Annotated in this window: 14 protein-coding genes; 7 read left to right on the plus strand and 7 right to left on the minus strand. The window is 71.3% G+C overall.

The window, feature by feature from the left end; translation table 11 throughout:
- Positions 1–2: 2 nt before the first annotated feature.
- The gene (locus tag H2038_RS03505) at positions 3–1,007 is read left to right on the plus strand and encodes a threonine/serine dehydratase (protein ID WP_292109220.1); all 1,005 of its coding nucleotides are present in this window, start codon (positions 3–5) and stop codon (positions 1,005–1,007) included.
- Entirely contained in the window at positions 1,004–1,474 is a 471-nt protein-coding gene (locus tag H2038_RS03510) for a MaoC family dehydratase (protein ID WP_292109221.1), read from the plus strand. The genes H2038_RS03505 and H2038_RS03510 overlap by 4 nt, the downstream gene beginning before the upstream one ends.
- A gap of 11 nt (positions 1,475–1,485) precedes the next feature.
- Here H2038_RS03510 and H2038_RS03515 read toward each other — a convergent pair whose 3' ends face one another.
- Genes H2038_RS03515 through H2038_RS03525 form a run of 3 tightly spaced genes read right to left on the minus strand, consistent with a single transcriptional unit; the run spans position 1,486 to position 4,649 of the window.
- Positions 1,486–2,490: an alpha/beta hydrolase gene (locus H2038_RS03515; RefSeq protein ID WP_292109223.1), complete on the minus strand. Its 1,005-nt coding sequence runs from the start codon at positions 2,488–2,490 to the stop codon at positions 1,486–1,488.
- Positions 2,491–2,547: 57 nt separating this feature from the next.
- Positions 2,548–3,483 carry a Gfo/Idh/MocA family oxidoreductase gene (locus H2038_RS03520; protein WP_292109225.1) on the minus strand — a complete coding sequence of 312 codons (936 nt, stop codon included), beginning with the start codon at positions 3,481–3,483 and terminating at the stop codon, positions 2,548–2,550.
- 5 nt (positions 3,484–3,488) lie between these two features.
- Entirely contained in the window at positions 3,489–4,649 is a 1,161-nt protein-coding gene (locus H2038_RS03525) for a DegT/DnrJ/EryC1/StrS aminotransferase family protein (protein ID WP_292109227.1), read from the minus strand.
- Positions 4,650–4,806: 157 nt separating this feature from the next.
- Here H2038_RS03525 and H2038_RS03530 point away from each other — a divergent pair, with 157 nt between their 5' ends.
- Positions 4,807–5,319 carry an HAD family hydrolase gene (locus H2038_RS03530; protein ID WP_292109229.1) on the plus strand — a complete coding sequence of 171 codons (513 nt, stop codon included), beginning with the start codon at positions 4,807–4,809 and terminating at the stop codon, positions 5,317–5,319.
- A 62-nt stretch (positions 5,320–5,381) separates the two neighbouring features.
- Positions 5,382–6,254 carry an alpha/beta hydrolase gene (locus H2038_RS03535; RefSeq protein WP_292109231.1) on the plus strand — a complete coding sequence of 291 codons (873 nt, stop codon included), beginning with the start codon at positions 5,382–5,384 and terminating at the stop codon, positions 6,252–6,254.
- A gap of 139 nt (positions 6,255–6,393) precedes the next feature.
- Here H2038_RS03535 and H2038_RS03540 read toward each other — a convergent pair whose 3' ends face one another.
- Positions 6,394–8,448 (minus strand): NAD(+) synthase, encoded by a 2,055-nt coding sequence (locus H2038_RS03540; protein ID WP_292109232.1) that lies wholly within the window; start codon positions 8,446–8,448, stop codon positions 6,394–6,396.
- A gap of 99 nt (positions 8,449–8,547) precedes the next feature.
- Between H2038_RS03540 and ftsY the strand changes: the two genes are divergently transcribed.
- The 3 genes from ftsY (at position 8,548) to H2038_RS03555 (ending at position 10,824) form a co-directional block, all read left to right on the plus strand.
- Positions 8,548–9,489 carry a signal recognition particle-docking protein FtsY gene (gene ftsY / locus H2038_RS03545; protein ID WP_292109234.1) on the plus strand — a complete coding sequence of 314 codons (942 nt, stop codon included), beginning with the start codon at positions 8,548–8,550 and terminating at the stop codon, positions 9,487–9,489.
- Complete coding sequence (locus tag H2038_RS03550) at positions 9,486–10,124, plus strand: inner membrane-spanning protein YciB (protein WP_292109236.1); 639 nt, start codon at positions 9,486–9,488, stop codon at positions 10,122–10,124. The genes ftsY and H2038_RS03550 overlap by 4 nt, the downstream gene beginning before the upstream one ends.
- A 76-nt stretch (positions 10,125–10,200) precedes the next feature.
- Positions 10,201–10,824: a helix-turn-helix domain-containing protein gene (locus H2038_RS03555; protein ID WP_292109238.1), complete on the plus strand. Its 624-nt coding sequence runs from the start codon at positions 10,201–10,203 to the stop codon at positions 10,822–10,824.
- A 38-nt stretch (positions 10,825–10,862) separates the two neighbouring features.
- On the opposite strand, the gene H2038_RS03560 is transcribed toward H2038_RS03555, so the two are convergent.
- The 3 genes from H2038_RS03560 to mutM all read right to left on the minus strand — a co-directional run bounded on the left by H2038_RS03560 (position 10,863) and on the right by mutM (position 16,298).
- Positions 10,863–13,079: a prolyl oligopeptidase family serine peptidase gene (locus tag H2038_RS03560; RefSeq protein ID WP_292109239.1), complete on the minus strand. Its 2,217-nt coding sequence runs from the start codon at positions 13,077–13,079 to the stop codon at positions 10,863–10,865.
- A gap of 5 nt (positions 13,080–13,084) precedes the next feature.
- Complete coding sequence (locus H2038_RS03565; protein ID WP_292109240.1) at positions 13,085–15,265, minus strand: prolyl oligopeptidase family serine peptidase; 2,181 nt, start codon at positions 15,263–15,265, stop codon at positions 13,085–13,087.
- Positions 15,266–15,434: 169 nt separating this feature from the next.
- Positions 15,435–16,298: a bifunctional DNA-formamidopyrimidine glycosylase/DNA-(apurinic or apyrimidinic site) lyase gene (gene mutM, locus H2038_RS03570; protein ID WP_292109241.1), complete on the minus strand. Its 864-nt coding sequence runs from the start codon at positions 16,296–16,298 to the stop codon at positions 15,435–15,437.
- Positions 16,299–16,385 lie beyond the last annotated feature (87 nt).

Consider the following 16,385-nt stretch of genomic DNA (forward strand, 5'->3'; position numbering starts at 1 on the left):
CCATGCACACCGCTTCCTTCGAAGGCGTCCGGGACGCCGCCCGCCAGCTGCTCGGCCACGCCGTCCGCACCCCGCTGATCGAAAGCCCCGCCCTCAACGAGCGCCTCGACGGCCGCGTGCTGCTCAAGGCCGAGACCCTGCAGCGCGCCGGCGCCTTCAAGTTCCGCGGGGCCTGGAACCGCATCAGCCGGCTGACCCCGGACGAGCTGGCCCGCGGGGTGGTCGCCTACTCCTCCGGCAACCACGCCCAGGCCGTGGCCTGCGCGGCCCGGATGATGGGGACTCCGGCGATCATCGTCATGCCCGCCGACAGCCCGAAGGTGAAGGTCGAGGGGGTGATCGCCTTTGGCGGCGAGGTGCGCATGTACGACCGCTACCGCGAAAGCCGCGAGGCGATCGGCGAGGAGATCGCCGCCACCCGCGGCTCGGTGCTGGTCCGCCCGTTCGACGATCCGTTCGTCATCGAGGGCCAGGGCACGACCGGGCTCGAGATGCTGGAACAGGCGGAAGCCGTCGGCGCCCGGATCGATCAACTGTTGTGCGGAACCTCGGGCGGGGGGTTGATCGCCGGCATCAACCTGTCGATGGCCGCCCTGTCGCCCGACACGCCGGTGATCGGGGTCGAGCCCGAGGCCTACAACGACACCGCCCTCTCCCTCGCGGCCGGCGAGCGCCGGACCCACGCCCCGGCGCCCGGCACCATCTGCGACGCCCTGATGACCGACCGGCCGGGCGAGCTGACCTTCCCGATCAACCGCCGCCTCCGGTCGGTGGTCACGGTCTCCGACGCCGAGGTGGCCGAGGCGGTGCGCTTCGCCTTCCGCGCCCTGAAGCTGGTGGTCGAGCCCGGCGGCGCCGTCTCCCTGGCCGCCCTGCTGGCCGGCAAGGTCGAGGCGAGGGACCGGACCACCGCCCTCGTCCTGTCCGGCGGCAATGTGGACCCGGCCCTGTTTTCGGCCATCATCGAGGACCGCTTCGACCCCGCCGACTGGAGAAAGGCCGCATGAGCCGCACTGCAACGCCCATCCCCGTCGCCGACCTGCCCGGCCTGATCGGCCGGGAGATCGGCGTCAGCCGCTGGTTCGAGATCGACCAGGCCCGCATCGACGCCTTCGCCGGCATCACCGAGGATCGCCAGTTCATCCATGTGGATCCGGAGCGGGCGAAGCAGACCCCGCTCGGCGGGACCATCGCCCACGGCTTCCTGACCCTCAGCCTCGCCTCGGCCATGTCCTACGACTGCGTGCCGCCGCTGCAAGGCGTGGCCATGGGCCTGAACTACGGCTTCGACAAGCTCCGCTTCCTCGCCCCCGTGCCCGCCGGCTCGAAGGTGCGCGGCCGTTTCCGCCTGCTCTCCGCGGACGACAAGGGCGGCGGCCGCTGGCTGCTCAAGCACGAGCTGACGGTGGAGATCGAGGGCGCCGACAAGCCGGCGCTGGTGGCGGAGTGGCTGGGGATGCAGGTGGTGGGCTGAAGGGGCGCCGTTCAGAACGTTTGCGCCTCTGCGAACTGCGGATCGTTCGCGCGTGCGCGGGCCCATGCCGCTTCATCGCCTTTCAGCCACCGATCCAGCCAGGCCACGGTCAGGGCGTTGAGGCGGAGCAGGGTCAGACCGGGCTCCGCGGGACCAAAACGGTTGTGGCGGCGCTCCGGCGGTGCGGCGTCGGAGAGCAGGCTCAGGTCGGTGGCGTCGAAATGGCGCATCTCGGCCAACTGCAGGGCGACCGCCTCGCGGGACCCTGCCGACACCGTGGCCCACACGCCGCGCCGCCGCTCGCGGCTCCGGTCTGTTTCGCCGTCGGTCATCCCGATGAGATAAAGCACCGGCCCGGCCGCAGGCCGCGCCGCCGCGCCGGCGAAATCCCCGTCCAGATTGACCGCCGCCGATCCCCCGGGCGCGGAGGCCAGCGCCAGGACCGAGGCCGCGCCGCCCAGCGAATGGCCGACAAGGCCGACCGGACCCGGCCGGATCCAGTCCGACCACCCGGCGTCCGGCGCCGTAAGGAACCCGAGCGCGGTCGCGATCTCGGACGCCGCCTCGCCATAGCGCCCGTCTGACGGACCGGGACTCCCCTGGGGATGCAGCAGGGCGACGACATAGCCGTGGGCCGCGAGGTCCTCCGCCAGGCGCCGGTAGGCGGAGCCGCCCATGTTGGCGCCCGGGGTCAGGATCACCAGCGGCGCGGGAGGTCCGCCGAAGGCCGCGTCCTCGGCGAGGGCATAGGGCAGCGCGGCGAATCTGCCGGCGAGCTCGTCGCCGAAGCGCCGGGCGATCGCCGCCGTAGCCGCCCCGGACGGACCGGGCCCCGGCCGGGCGACGGCGCCCCGGACGACCGGATGGACCAGCCATATCTCGCCGAGCGTCGGATGGGTCAGCACCCGCAGGCCTGCCCGCGCGGCCACGGTCCCGGTCGCGGCGGGACCGGGAGACGCGGGCCGGTCGGCGGCGCAGAGGAACAGGGCGGACAAGAGGATCAGGAGCCGATGCATGAGCTGACGCTAGTCGGGACGCACCGGCGCGCGAAGTTAAGCTTGCGTCATCTGCGGCTAGCCCTCGCCCAGGCACCTCAGCGCCACTTCCAGGTTTCGCAACCCGTCCTCCCCCGTCACCGCCGGCGGCTCGCCGGTGCGGATGGCGCGGGCGAATTCCTCCAGCTCCTTCTTCAGCGGCTCGGCCGGCCAGCTGTTGACCGCGCGGGTCTGGTAGCTGCCGTCGGGCTGCTGGCCGAAGTATTCGGTGACCTGGCGGGTGATCAGGTCGGCGACCACGAACTTGTTGCGCGTGGCGACCTGCAGGGTGCGGACCTTGTACGGCGTGACCCAGTTGGTGGTGATGTGGGCGATGACCCCGTTCTCCAGCCGGAACTGCAGCAGGGCGGTGTCCTCGCGCTCGGCGCGGGTGCGGGCCAGCTGCGGCTGGACCTCGGCGATCTCGCTGTCGGTCAGGTGGCGGATGATGTCGATGTCGTGCACCGCCAGGTCGATCACCACCCCGACCTCGCCCATGCGCGGCGGGAAGGGGCCGACGCGGGTGATCTGGATCGAGATGATGTCGTCGCCGTCGATGGCCCGCTTGACCGCTTCGACGGCCGGATTGAAGCGCTCCACCTGGCCGACCATCAGCACCCGGTCGTTGGCCCGGGCGGCGTCGATGATGCGGCGGGCGTCCTCGACGGTGGCGGCGATCGGCTTCTCGACGAGCACGTGGACGCCCCTGTCCAACAGGGCGACGGCGAGGTCGGCGTGGGTGCGGTTGGGCGTGGCCACCACGGCGGCGTCCAGACCGGCGGCGACGAAATCGTCCGCCGTCGTCACCGCCGCCGCGCCATAGGCCGCCGCCACGCCCTCGGCCGTCACCCCGTCGGGATCGAACACGTGGGTCAGCTCCACGTCGCGGATGTCGCAGAGGACGCGGGCGTGGTTGCGCCCCATGACGCCGGCGCCGGCCACGCCGAATCTGAGAACCTGCTGGTGCTGGGTCATGCGGTTCAGCCCTTGAAGGAGGCGACGGCGGCGATGATGCGGTCCTGGGTCGCCGCGTCGAGGTCGGCGTGCATCGGCAGGCTGATCACCCGGTCCTTGAGCCGCTCGGTGACCGGCAGGCCCTGCGGCCCGCGCGGATACATGTCGTAGGCCGGCTGCAGGTGCAGCGGGATCGGATAGTAGACCGCCGTCGGCACGCCCTGTTCCTTCAGATGCGCCGCCAGACCGTCCCGGTCCTCGTGCTCGATGGTGTACTGGGCCCAGTTGGAGACATTCCCGGCCGGCACGTCCGGCACGGCGGCCACGTGCGGGCGCAGGCCCTCGTTGTAGCGGGCGGCGATCCGGTTGCGCCACTCGATCTCCTGCGGGAAGACCTTCAGCTTCTCGATCAGCACCGCCGCCTGGATGGTGTCGAGCCGGCTGTTCAGCCCGATGCGCATGTTCAGGTATTTGGTCTCGTGCTCGAACGTCCGGTCACGGAGGTCCATCTCCACCGCCTTGCCGTGCACCCGGATCGAATCGATCAGCTGGGCGAGGTCGTCGTCATTGGTCAGCACCGCCCCGCCGTCGCCGTAGCAGCCCAGCGGCTTGGCCGGGAAGAAGCTGGTGGTGGTGATGTCGGCCCATTTCAGCGGATGTTCGCCGTCGAGCGTGCAGCCGAAGCCCTGGGCCGAATCGGCGATCAGCTTCAGGCCGTATCTGTCGCAGATCGCCCGAATGGCCGGATAGTCGGCGGGCTGGCCGAACAGGTCGACGGCGATGACCACCCGCGGCTTGAGCCGGCCCTCCTTGAGGGTCGCCTCGATGGCCGCCTCCAGATGGCCGGGGTCCATGTTGTAGGTCTTCGCGTCGACGTCGACGAACACCGGCTCGGCGTCGAACCACGGCACGACCTCCGCCGTGGCGGCGAAGGTGAACGACGGCGTGAACACCGCGTCGCCGCGGCCGATCCCCCAGGCCATCAGCGGCAGGGCCAGGGCGTCGGTGCCGTTGGCGCAGCCGAGGGCGTGCTTCGCGCGGCCGAAGGCGGCGAGGTCCTGCTCGAACTGGCGCACCTGCGGCCCCATCACCCAGGCGCCGCCGACGACGGCCTCCTGGACGGCGGCCTCGATCTTGCCGGCGAGGCGCAGGCGCTGGGCCTGAAGGTCGATGAAGGGCAGGGTCATGACGGGTCTCCGGTCGCGCGGGCGCGGGCGGCGCAGGGAGAACGCGCCGGCGGGGTCGGCCGCTCCCTAGCAAATCGTCCGCCCCCGCGCCAAACCGCGCCGCCTCACTTCCGGTGAGGGATTGCAACGGACCCGGCCGGCGCCCTAAGCCCGGCCCATGACGAACGGCGTTCCCGCCGTGTTCCTCGACCGCGACGGCGTGTTGATCGAGGACACGGGCTATCCCCACCTCGAAGAGCACCTGCGCATCACGTCCGGGGCGATCGCCGCGGTCGGCCGGCTCAACCGGCTCGGCTATCTGTGTGTGGTCGTGACCAACCAGTCCGGCGTCGCGCGCGGCCTGTTCACCGAGCAGCAGATGAAGGCGTTCAACGCCCTGCTGGTCCGGCGCTTCGCCGCCGGCGGGGCCCGGCTGGGCGCGGTCTACGCCTGTCCGTACCATGCCGAGGCGCGCGAGGAGCGCTGGCGCCATCCGGACCACCCGGACCGCAAGCCCAACCCGGGCATGATCCTCCGCGCCATCGCCGACCACCACATCGACCCGGCGCGCAGCTTCCTGATCGGCGACCAGGAGAGCGACCTCGAGGCGGCCCGCCGCGCCGGGGTGCCCGGCTTCCGCTTCGAGGGCGGCGACCTCGACGTCTTCGTCCGCGAACTGCTGGGACACTGAGCCGCGCCGGGTGGATTTCCCCGACCGATGAAATACCCTGCGCCGATGACCCGGAGCCCCGCATGACCGCCTTCGTCGACCGCCACTGGACCAGCGCCGACGGCCTGCATCTCTACGCCCGCGACTACGCCGCCGCCGCCGGGCCGGCGAAGCTGCCGGTGATCGCGATCCACGGCCTGACCCGCAACTCGGCCGACTTCGAGGCCATCGCCCCGCTGATCGCCCAGTCCGGCCGCCGCGTGCTGGCGGTGGACGTGCGCGGCCGCGGCCGCTCCGACCGCGCTCCCGACCCGATGACCTACCAGCCGGCCACCTATGCGAAGGACGTGCTGGAGCTCCTGCGCCAGGCCGGAATCGAGCGCGCCGTCTTCCTCGGCACCTCCATGGGCGGACTGATCACCATGGCGCTCGCCGCCCTGCGCTCGAAGGTCATCGCCGCGGCGATCATCAACGATGTCGGGCCCGAGGTGGCGAAGGAGGGCCTCGCCCGCATCGCCGCCTACACCGGCCAGCCGGTCGAGACGCCGACCTGGAAGGAGGCTGCGGCCTACGCCCGGCGCACCAACGAGGTCGCCTTCCCGCACTACAACGACGCCGACTGGGCCGCCTTCGCCCGGCGGGTGTTCACCGAGGGCCCGGACGGGGCGCCGATCCTCAACTACGACCCGGACATCATGGTCCCGATCCGGGCGGGGGGGACGAAGGCGCTCGTCCCCAGCCTGTGGCCCATGTTCGGCCGGCTGGCGCGCGGCCGCCCGGTGCTGCTGGTGCGCGGCGAGACCTCCGACCTGCTCAGCGAGGCCATCGCCGCCAAGATGCGCAAGCGCGCCCCGAAGATGGACTATGTCGAGGTCCCCGGCGTCGGCCACGCCCCCATGCTGGACGAGCCCGAGGCCAAGGCGGCGATCTTTCCGTTCCTCGGCGAAGTGGACTGAGGTTCCAGGCGCCAGGTTCCAGGTTCTAGGTTCTAGGTTCTAGGTTCTAGGGCCGCGAAGTCCCGGCTAACCTCCCTGGCGCCTAGCACCTGGCGCCTAGCACCTAGCACCTAGCACCTAGCACCTGCCGCCTGACCCCTCAGTCCGGGACGTTCGCTTCCAGCTCGTCCAGCCACACCCGCGCCGTGGCGTCCGACGGCGCCCGCCAGTCGCCGCGCGGGCTCAGCGAACCGCCGGTGACCACCTTGGGCCCGTTCGGCAGGGCCGAGCGCTTGAACTGGGCGGTCTGGAAGAAGCGCACGAGGAATTTGCGCAGCCACGACTTGATGGTCGCCAGGTCGTACTCGACCTTCTCGTCGTCCGGCGCGCCGGCCGGCCAGTGGCCGCGCGAGGCGTCATTCCACGCCTCGTGGCACAGGTACGCCGCCTTCGACGGCTTCAGTCCGTAGCGGGTGATGTAGAACAGGAAGAAGTCGTTCAGCGGATAGGGACCCACGGTCCCCTCGGTCGACTGGATCTTGCCGTCCGTCGCCGGCACCAGCTCCGGCGAAATCTCGGTGTCGAGGATGCCGCGCAGCACCGGCACGGCCTCGGCCCCCACCACCTCGCGGTCGGCCACCCAGCGGATCAGGTGGCGGATCAGCGTCTTCGCCACCCCGCCGTTGACGTTGTAGTGGCTCATGTGGTCGCCGACGCCATAGGTGGCCCAGCCCAGCGCCAGCTCCGACAGGTCGCCCGTGCCGAGCACGAAGGCGCCGTGGTGGTTGGCCAGCCGGAACAGGTAGTCGGTGCGCAGCCCCGCCTGGACGTTCTCGAAGGTGATGTCGTGCACCGGCTCGCCGCTGGCGAACGGATGGCCGATGCCCTCCAGCATGGTCAGCGCGGTCGGGCGGATGTCGATCTCCTCGCCCGTGACCCCCAGGGCCTTCATCAGCGCCCAGGCGTTCGACTTCGTCCCCTCCGAGGTGGCGAAGCCGGGCATGGTGTAGCCGAGGATGCCGGTCCGCGGCAGGCCCAGCCGGTCGAAGGCGCGGCAGGCGACCAGCAGGGCCTGGGTCGAGTCCAGTCCGCCGGAGACGCCGATGACGATCCGCTCGCCATTGGTCGCCTTCATCCGGCGCATCAGCCCCTGCACCTGGATGTTGAAGGCCTCGTAGCAGTCCTGGTCCAGCCGCGCCGGATCGTCCGGCACGAAGGGGAAGCGGTCCAGCGGACGGCGCAGCGGCCCCTCCGTGCGCGCCGCGCCGGCCTCGAACAGCACTCGCTCGAAGACATAGCCGTCCAGCTCGTCGCGGGCGCAGTCGGCGAAGGTGCCGTTGCGCAGCCGGTCCAGCCCGATGCGCTCGATGTCCACGTCGGCGATGGTCAGGTGGCTCTCCAGCGCGAACCGCTCGCCGCTGGCGAGGCAGGCGCCCAGCTCGTGGATCGTCGCCTGTCCGTCCCAGGCGAGGTCGGTGGTCGACTCGCCCCAGCCCGAGGCGGCGAAGACATAGGCGGCCATGGCCCGCGCCGACTGGCTGGCGCACAGCAGGGCCCGTTCGTCGGCCTTGCCGATGACGATGTTGGAGGCCGACAGATTCAGCAGGATGCGGGCGCCCGACAGCGCCATCCGCGTCGAGGGCGGCAGCGGGGCCCAGTAATCCTCGCAGATCTCCACCCCGAAGACGAAGCCGGGCCGGTCCGCCGCCTCGAACAGCAGGTCCGTGCCGAACGGAACCTCGTCGCCGCCCAGGGCCAGCGCCCCGTCGTGGCTGGAGACGTCCCCGCCGGCCGAGAACCAGCGCTTTTCATAGTATTCCCGGTAGTTGGGCAGATAGGTCTTGGGGACCACGCCCAGCACCCGCCCGTTCCCCATCACGACGGCGCAGTTGTAGAGCCGGTCGTCGCGGCGCAGGGGGGCGCCGACCACCGCCGCCAGCCCGGTCTCCGCCGTCAGCGGCGCCAGACGCGCGATCTGCCGCTCCACCTCGTCCAGCAGCGCCCCCTGCATGACCAGGTCGTCGATGGCGTAGGCGCTCAGGCTCAGCTCCGGGAACACCACCAGCTCCACGCCCTCGGCGGCCGCACGCCGGATGAGGGCGGCGTGTTCGTCGGCGTTGGCCACAGGGTCGGCGGTGTGGACCACCGGCGTGGCGGCGGCCACCCGCACGAAGCCGTGGGTGGTGGGGGAATGGAACGGGTGGGCGTCGGCCAAGGCGCGGTCCTTCCTGCGGTCAAGCTCGTATAGGGCCAAAGCGGCGGGCTCGCCACGATTGGCCGTGACCTGCAAACCCTTGGCCGCTAAAGCGGGTTCATGACCGACACCGGGAAAAAGGGCTGGTTCTCGCGCCTGACCGAGGGCCTCAGCCGCTCCTCGAAGCAGATGACCGACCAGGTCGTCGCCGCCTTCGTCAAGGAGCCGCTCAGCGAACGCGCCCTCGAACAGCTCGAGGAGCACCTGCTGGAGAGCGACCTGGGCCCGGCGGCCGCCGACCGCATCGTCGGCCGGTTCCGCGAGCTTCGCTTCGCCGCCGGGGCCGACGAGCGCGAGGTCAAGGAGGCGCTGGCCGAGGCGGTGACCGCCGAACTGATCGGACACGAGGCGCGCTACGAACCGCTGGCCGGGCCGAAGCCCTTCGTCACCCTGTTCGTCGGCGTCAACGGCTCGGGCAAGACCACGACGCTCGGCAAGATCGCCGCCGACCTGACCGGCCAGGGGGCGAAGGTGATGATCGTCGCCTGCGACACCTTCCGCGCCGCCGCCCGGGAACAGCTCAAGGTCTGGGCCGAGCGCGCCGGCGCCGCCTTCGAGAGCCGCCGCGACGGGGCCGACCCCGCCGGCCTGGCCTTCGACGCCTACACCCGGGCGAAGGCCGAAGGCTTCGACGTCGTGCTCATCGACACCGCCGGACGGCTGCAGAACAAGTCGCAGCTGATGGACGAGCTGCTCAAGATCGTGCGCGTGCTGAAGAAGATCGATCCGGACGCCCCGCACGAGACCCTGCTGGTGCTGGACGCCACCGTCGGCCGCAACGCCCTCGAGCAGGAGAAGATCTTCGGCCGCACCGCCTACGTCTCCGGCATCGTCATGACCAAGCTGGACGGCACCGCCCGCGGTGGGGTGCTGGTCCCGGTCGCCCAGGCCTCGGACGCCCCGATCAAGCTGATCGGCGTCGGCGAGGGGATCGACGACCTGCAGCCGTTCGACGCCCGCGCCTTTTCCCGCTCGCTGGTCGGGCTCGAGGATTCCCGATGACAGACGCGCCGAACGGCTCCGCCGCCCGCAGGGGCGCCCACATCCGCCAGGCCGTCGACTTCGGCGCCCTGGTGGCCTTCATGGCCGCCTATGCGGTCAACCGCTTCGTCCGCGGCCTCGACGGCCAGGAGGCGCTGGTCCAGGCCACCTGGGTGCTGGTCGGCGCCTCGGCCATCGCCCTGCTCGTCGGCTGGATCGTCGAGCGGCGGCTGGCCCCGCTGCCGCTGCTGACGGGCGGCTTCGCCCTGATCTTCGGCGCCCTGACCCTGGTCTTTCACGACCCGACCCTGCTCAAGATCAAGCTGACCATCCAGAACGGCCTGCTGGCCGTCGTCCTGCTCGGCTCCCTGCCGCTGCGCCGCTACCCGTTCAAATACCTGCTCGGCGAGGCGATCCGCATCACCGACGCCGGCTGGCGCGGCCTGACCCTGCGCTACGGCGTCTATTTCGCGGCGGTGGCGGTGGTGAACGAGATCGTCTGGCGGACCCAGCCGGACGACACCTGGGTGGCCTTCCGCGGCGGCCTGTGGCTGGCGTCGGCGGCCTTCGGGATCTGGCAGGTGTTCTTCATCATGAAGCACCTGATCCGGGAGGAGGAGCCGGCCGAACCGGTGTCTCCGGACACCGGACTCTGAGGCGACGGGATCGTCCGTCGTCAAACCGTAAAGCGGGCCTGCTACCTCTGCCGCGCAACCGAGGGGATACGGTTCCATGGTCAAGTCCGGCGACAAGACGAAACGGCCGCAGGGTCTCGACGGCTCGCCCAGCCATCTGATGCATCGCGCGCTGCAGCTGGCGCTCGACATCTACGCCGAGGAGTCGGGGCCGGACGGCCTCACCCAGCGCCAGTTCGCGGTCCTCGAGGCCGCCAGCCGCAAGGCCGGCCTGACGCAGACGGATCTCGTCCGCGCCACCGGCATCGACCGCTCCACCCTCGCCGATCTCGTGGCGCGCATGACGGCGAAGGGCCTGCTCGACCGCGAGCGCTCGACCCTGGACGCCCGCGCCAAGGCGGTGCGCCTGTCGGCGGCGGGCGAGGCGGCCCTCGAGGCGGCCCGGCCGAAGGTCGAGGCGGCCGACAAGCGAATCATGGCCCTGCTGCCCAAGGGCAAGCGCGGCGCCTTCCTCGAACTCCTCGCCGCCCTCGCCGGCGAGGCCGACGCCGCCCCGCTCAAGGCGAAGGCCGAGGCCAAGGCCGCCAAGAAGGCCGAGCGCGAGGCCAAGAAGGCCGCCAAGGCGGAAAAGAAGGCGGCCAAGGCGGACAAGGCCGACAAGGCCGACAAGGCCGACAAGGCGGACAAGCCGAAGAAGGCCAAGGTGCTGGCCGCGGCCTGACTGTCAGTCCTCCCCCGGTGGGGGAGGAATGGGCGACCTCAGTCCATCAGCTGCTGCGCCAGATAGACGTAGTGGCGGGCCCAGCGGCGGGCGTTGGCGATCGGGTCGGCGTCGTTCGAGTGCCCGCCGGCCGTCTCCTCATAGTAAAGGTGGTCGTGGCCCATCTCCCCCAGCCGCGCCGCGAACTTGCGGGCGTGACCGGGGTGCACCCGGTCGTCGCGGGTGTTGGTGGTGATGTAGACGCGCGGGTATTCCGCGTCCGGACGAAGGTGCTGGTAGGCCGAATAGCGGGCGATGAACTCCGCCTCCCCGGGGATGCGCGGGTCCCCGTACTCGCCGATCCACGACGCCCCCGCGGGCAGCTCGTGGTAGCGCAGCATGTCGATCAGCGGGCTCTCGATCACCGCCGCATTGAACAGCTCCGGGTGCTGGGTGATGGACACCGAGGTCAGCACGCCCCCGTTCGAGCGGCCGTAGATGCCCGTGTGCTCGGGCGAGGTGACGCCCCGCGCGTGCAGGTCGCGCGCCACCGCCGCGAAGTCGTCAAAGGCCAGCTGGCGGTTTTCCTTCAGCACCGACTGGTGCCATTCCGGTCCGAACTCGCCGCCGCCGCGGATGTTGGCCTGGACGAAGACCCCGCCGTTCTCCAGCCACAGCTTACCCATCTCCGGCTTGTAGGCGGGCGGGAAGCTGACCTGGAAGCCGCCGTAGCCGAACAGGATGGTCGGCGCGGTCCCGTCCATGGGGAGGTCGCGGGGGCGGGTGACGAAGTAGGGGATCTTCGTCCCGTCGGAGGACGTGGCCTCGAACTGCTCGACCACGTGGGTGGAGGCGTCGAACTTCGCCGGGGCCTGGCGCAGCGTCTCGAGCGAGCCCGCCCCCGCGTCGGCGAGGCTGAGCGTCGGCGGCGTCAGGAAGCCCTGGGCCGAGACGAACACCTGGCCGCGCGACTTCGAGCTGTCGCCGAGACTGACCGCGAGATTGTCGGGGGTGGCGATGTCGGTGCGGACCCAGCCGCGCTCGCCCCGGTCCCCGAACACCGCCAGCTTGCCGACGACATTGTCGGCGTAGCCGACCAGCACCCGGTCGTGCAGCACCCGCACGTCGGACACCGCCTGCCGTTCGCCCGGCGTGAAGATGCGCACCGCGCGGTTCGACACCGCCGTCTCGCCCTCCGGCAGCGGCCGGCGCAGGCAGATCAGGCAGGGCGACAGCAGGGAGCCCGCCTCATAGGTCTGGCCCAGGTGCGTCCACGGCTCGTCGTTCGACAGGATCAGCGAGCCGTGGACCACGCCGTAGAGGCTCAGCCGCTGCGGCACGTCCAGCCGCACGGGCGCGCCGTCGACCAGCTCCCACGTCTCGCTGCGGAAGGTGTCCAGCGGCCGGCTGATGATCACCGCCTGCACGGCCCCGTCCCTGTCGCGGAAGACCGCCGGGCTGACGCCGTAGCCGCCATCCCCCTGCGCGCCGCGGAACACCTCGGTCGCCTGGTCCAGCGTCTGGCCGCGCTTCAGCGCCTTGACGATGAAGGGATAGCCGCTCTCGGTCAGCGTCCCCTCGCCGAAGTCCGTCGCCACCAGCAGGGTGTCGCGGTCCAGCCACTCGATGCGGTGCTTGCCCTCGGGCAGGACGAAACCGCCGTCGACGAAGCGCTTCGAGGCGGTGTCGAACTCCCGCACCACCACCGCGTCCTTGCCGCCGTCCGACAGGTTGACCAGGCAGCGCGTCTCGTCCGGCGCGAGGCAGTCGGCGCCCTTCCACACCCAGTCCTTGCCCTCGGTGCGGGCGAGGGCGTCGACGTCGATCAGCGTCTCCCACCGGGTCTCGCCCGAGCGGTAGGAGTCCAGCGTCGTGCGCCGCCACACCCCCTTGGGATTGGCCGCGTCCTGCCAGAAGTTGCCGATGCCGTCGCCGAGGAAGGACGGCGCCGGGATGCGGTCGGTGGCCGTCAGGATCGCCTCGGCCTGGCGCCGGAAGGTCTCGTAGCGCGGGTCGCCGGTCAGGGCGGCCAGCGCGCGTTCGTTCGAGGCGCGCACGAAGGCCATGGCCTCGGCCCCGTCCACCTCTTCCAGCGCCAGATGGTCGTCCGCGGCCCGCACGCCGGCCGGGGTCAGGTCGGTCGGGAAGTGCGGCGGCGGGCTGTCGTTCGTCGAGACGATGACCTCCCCGTCGTCGGCGCGCGGCCCCATGGGCCCGCCGGCGCAGGCGGCGAGCAGCAGGGCCGGCAGGGCGGCGGAGAGGATCAGGTGACGCATGCTCTTTACTCCGCAGCCCCTGCCGCCGGCTGATCCATCAGCCGCCGGGTCAGATAGGTGTACTCCAGCGCCAGCCGCCGGGCGGTCTCGCGCAGGTTGGCGCCGGCCGCGTGGCCGCCGTCGGTGTTCTCGTAGAACAGCACCGGATAGCCCAGCTCCTCCAGCCGCGCCGCCGCCTTGCGGGCGTGGCCCGGATGGACCCGGTCGTCCTTGGTCGAGGTGTGGATGAACACCTCCGGATAGGGCTGGCCGGCCGCCAGCCGCTGGTAGGGCGAATACTGCTCGATCCACGCCCGCTGCTCGGGGATGTCGGGGTCGCCGTACTCGGCGATCCAGCTCGCCCCGGCCAGCAGCTTGTGGAAGCGCAGCATGTCGAACAGGGGCACCTGGATCACCGCCGCGTTGATCAGGTCCGGCCGCTGGGTCAGCATCGCCCCCATGAACAGCCCGCCCTGGGAGCCGCCCATGATCCCGAGGCGCGGCTGCGAGGTGATCCCGCGCCGGATCAGGTCCTCGGCCACGGCCTGGAAGTCCTCGTGCGCCCGCTGCCGGTTCTGCTGCAGCGCCGCCTGGTGCCAGCGCGGCCCGAACTCGCCGCCGCCGCGGGTATTGGCCACCACATAGACCCCGCCGCGCTCCAGCCACAGCTTGCCCACCGTGGCCGAGTAGCCGGGCAGCAGCGACACCTGGTAGCCGCCGTAGCCGTACAGCAGGGTCGGGTTGGAGCCGTCCAGCGGCATCGCCTCGCGGTGCACCACGAAGTAGGGGATCATCGTCCCGTCCGCCGACCGGGCCTCGAACTGCTCGACCGTCAGGCCTTCGGCGTCGAACTTGGCCGGCAGCGACTTGACCACCCCGGCCTCGCCGGCGGCGGCGTCGGCCAGGTAGAGGCTGGACGGGGTCAGGTAGCCGGCCACGCTGACGAACACCCGGTCGTCGCGCTCGCTGGCCGAGCCGACCCCGACGGTGACGTTCTCCGGCAGGTCCAGCCGGGTCCGCGACCACGGCCCGGAGGCGGCGGGCTCGTAGACGTAGACCGCGCCGCGCACGTTCTCGGTCATGGCCACGACCAGCCGGTTGCGGGTGTTGGAGATCCCCTCCACCGCCTCGCGCTCGCCCGGCCGGATGACCAGCTGCGCCGGCGTCGCCGGATCGGCCAGCCAACGGTCGAGGTCCCAGGCGATGACGTCGCCGGTGCGGAATTCCTGGCCCGAGGGCGCGGTCCAGTCCTGGTCGGTGGTCACCACCAGCTGGCCCTGCACCAGGGCGTTGATGCTCGACTTGGCCGGCAGCTCCAGCTTCGTGGTCGTGCCGTCGGCGTTCAGCCGGTGCGTCTCGCCCTCGTAGAAGTTGACGCCGCGGTTGATCAGGGTGGCGCGGATGTTTCCGTCGGCGTCCCGCAGGCTGTAGCCCGAGACCGAGACGTCGGTCGGCTGGCCGGTGAACACCGTCTGCGCCTGGTCCAGCGTCTGGCCGCGGCGCAGCACCTTGACGATCATCGGATAGCCCGAGGTCGTCATCGAGCCCGGACCGAAGTCGCGCGACACCAGCAGGGTGTCGGCGTCGACCCACGAGGCGCCGCCCTTCGACTCCGGCAGCACGAAGCCGCCTTCGACGAAGGTCTTCGTCGTCCGGTCGAACTCGCGGATGGTCACCGCGTCCTTGCCGCCGTCGGACAGGGAGACGAGGCAGCGGGTCTCCTCCGGCGGCAGGCAGGTCGCGCCCTTGTAGACCCAGTTCTTGCCCTCGGCCGCGGCCAGGGCGTCGACGTCGAGGATGGTCTCCCACTGCGGCTCGGCCGAGCGGTAGCTGTCCAGGGTCGTGGTGCGCCACACCCCGCGCACGTGATTCGCGTCCTGCCAGAAGTTGTCGATCGTGCCGTCGTGGTTGAAGCCCGGGAAGGGGATGCGGTCGCGCGACTCGACGATCTCCAGCGCCTGGGCGTGCAGGGTCTCGAACCGCGGATCGCCGCGCAGCACGCCCAGCGACTGCGCGTTGTGGGCCTCCACCCAGGCCATCGCCCGCTCGCCCTCGATCTCCTCCAGCCACAGCCAGGGGTCGGTCGCGTCCGAGGTGGCGAAGCCCCCCGGGGCGGCGGAGGCGGCGGGGGACGACTGGGCCATGGCGGCGCTCGACAGACAGGTGGAAGCGAGAAGCGCGGCGAGCGCGGCGGCGGTGCGGTTCATGCGGCAGGTCCCCGACGATTGGTCGGGCGGCACCTTACCGGCCGCCCCCCCGGCGGCAAGGCGGGCGGCGGAGAGGTTACGGATTTGTCATCCCTGGCCCCCAATCCCCAATCCCCAATCCCCAATCCCTCATCCCTCATCCCTCATCCCTCATCCCTCATCCCTTCCGCTACCGCCGCTGGCAGGCCGGACACCAGAAGGTCGAGCGGCCGCCCTGGACGACCCGTTTGACGACGCCTCCGCAGCCCTCGCCGGCGCAGGGCTTGCCCTCGCGGCCGTAGACGTCGAAGCGGTGCTGGAAATAGCCTTGGCCGCCCTCGGCGTTGGCGAAGTCGCGCAGGGTGGAGCCGCCGGCGGCGATGGCGTCGTTCAGCACGTTGCGGACCTCGGCGGCGAGGGTCTCGAGCCGCGGCCGGGAGACCTTGCCCGCGGCCGTGAGCGGCGAGATGCGGGCGCGGAACAGGGCCTCGCAGACGTAGATGTTGCCCAGGCCCGCGACGATGCGCTGGTCCAGCAGGCTGACCTTGACGTTCTGCTTCTTGCCGCGGAACGCCTCGGCCAGATGAGCCCCGGAGAAGGCGTTGCCAAGCGGCTCGGGCCCGAGGCCGGCGAACCACGGGTGGGCCTCGACGGCCCCGGTCGGGATCAGGCCCATGAAGCCGAAGCGGCGGGCGTCGGCGAAGCCCACGCGCGTCGCGCGGCCGTCGCGGACGGCACACAGGCTGAGGTGCTCATGCTTGCCCGTGGCGGGCGCCGCCTCCTCGAACTCGCCGATCTGGTCGCCGTCCAGCGTGAACCGCCCGGTCATTCCGAGGTGGGTCACCCAGGTCTCGCCGGTCGACAGGGGGAACAGCAGGTATTTGGCCCGTCGCTCCAGCCGCTCGACGGTCGCCCCCTCGAGCCGCTCCGGGAAGCGATCGGGAAAGGGAAAGCGCAGGTCCGGCCGGTTCTGCCGCACCCGCGTCAGGCGCGCGCCCGCCAGCACCGGCTCCAGGCCGCGGCGGACGGTTTCGACTTCGGGCAGTTCAGGCATGGAAGGGGCCAGGCTCCAGGGTCCGGGTTCCAGGGATTGGGCCCGGCCGGCACGAGCGGGCCCTGGGACCTCCTACTCCAGAACCTG

The sequence above is a fragment of the Brevundimonas sp. genome (genome assembly GCF_013912005.1).
In the GTDB taxonomy this organism is placed as follows: Bacteria; Pseudomonadota; Alphaproteobacteria; order Caulobacterales; family Caulobacteraceae; genus Brevundimonas.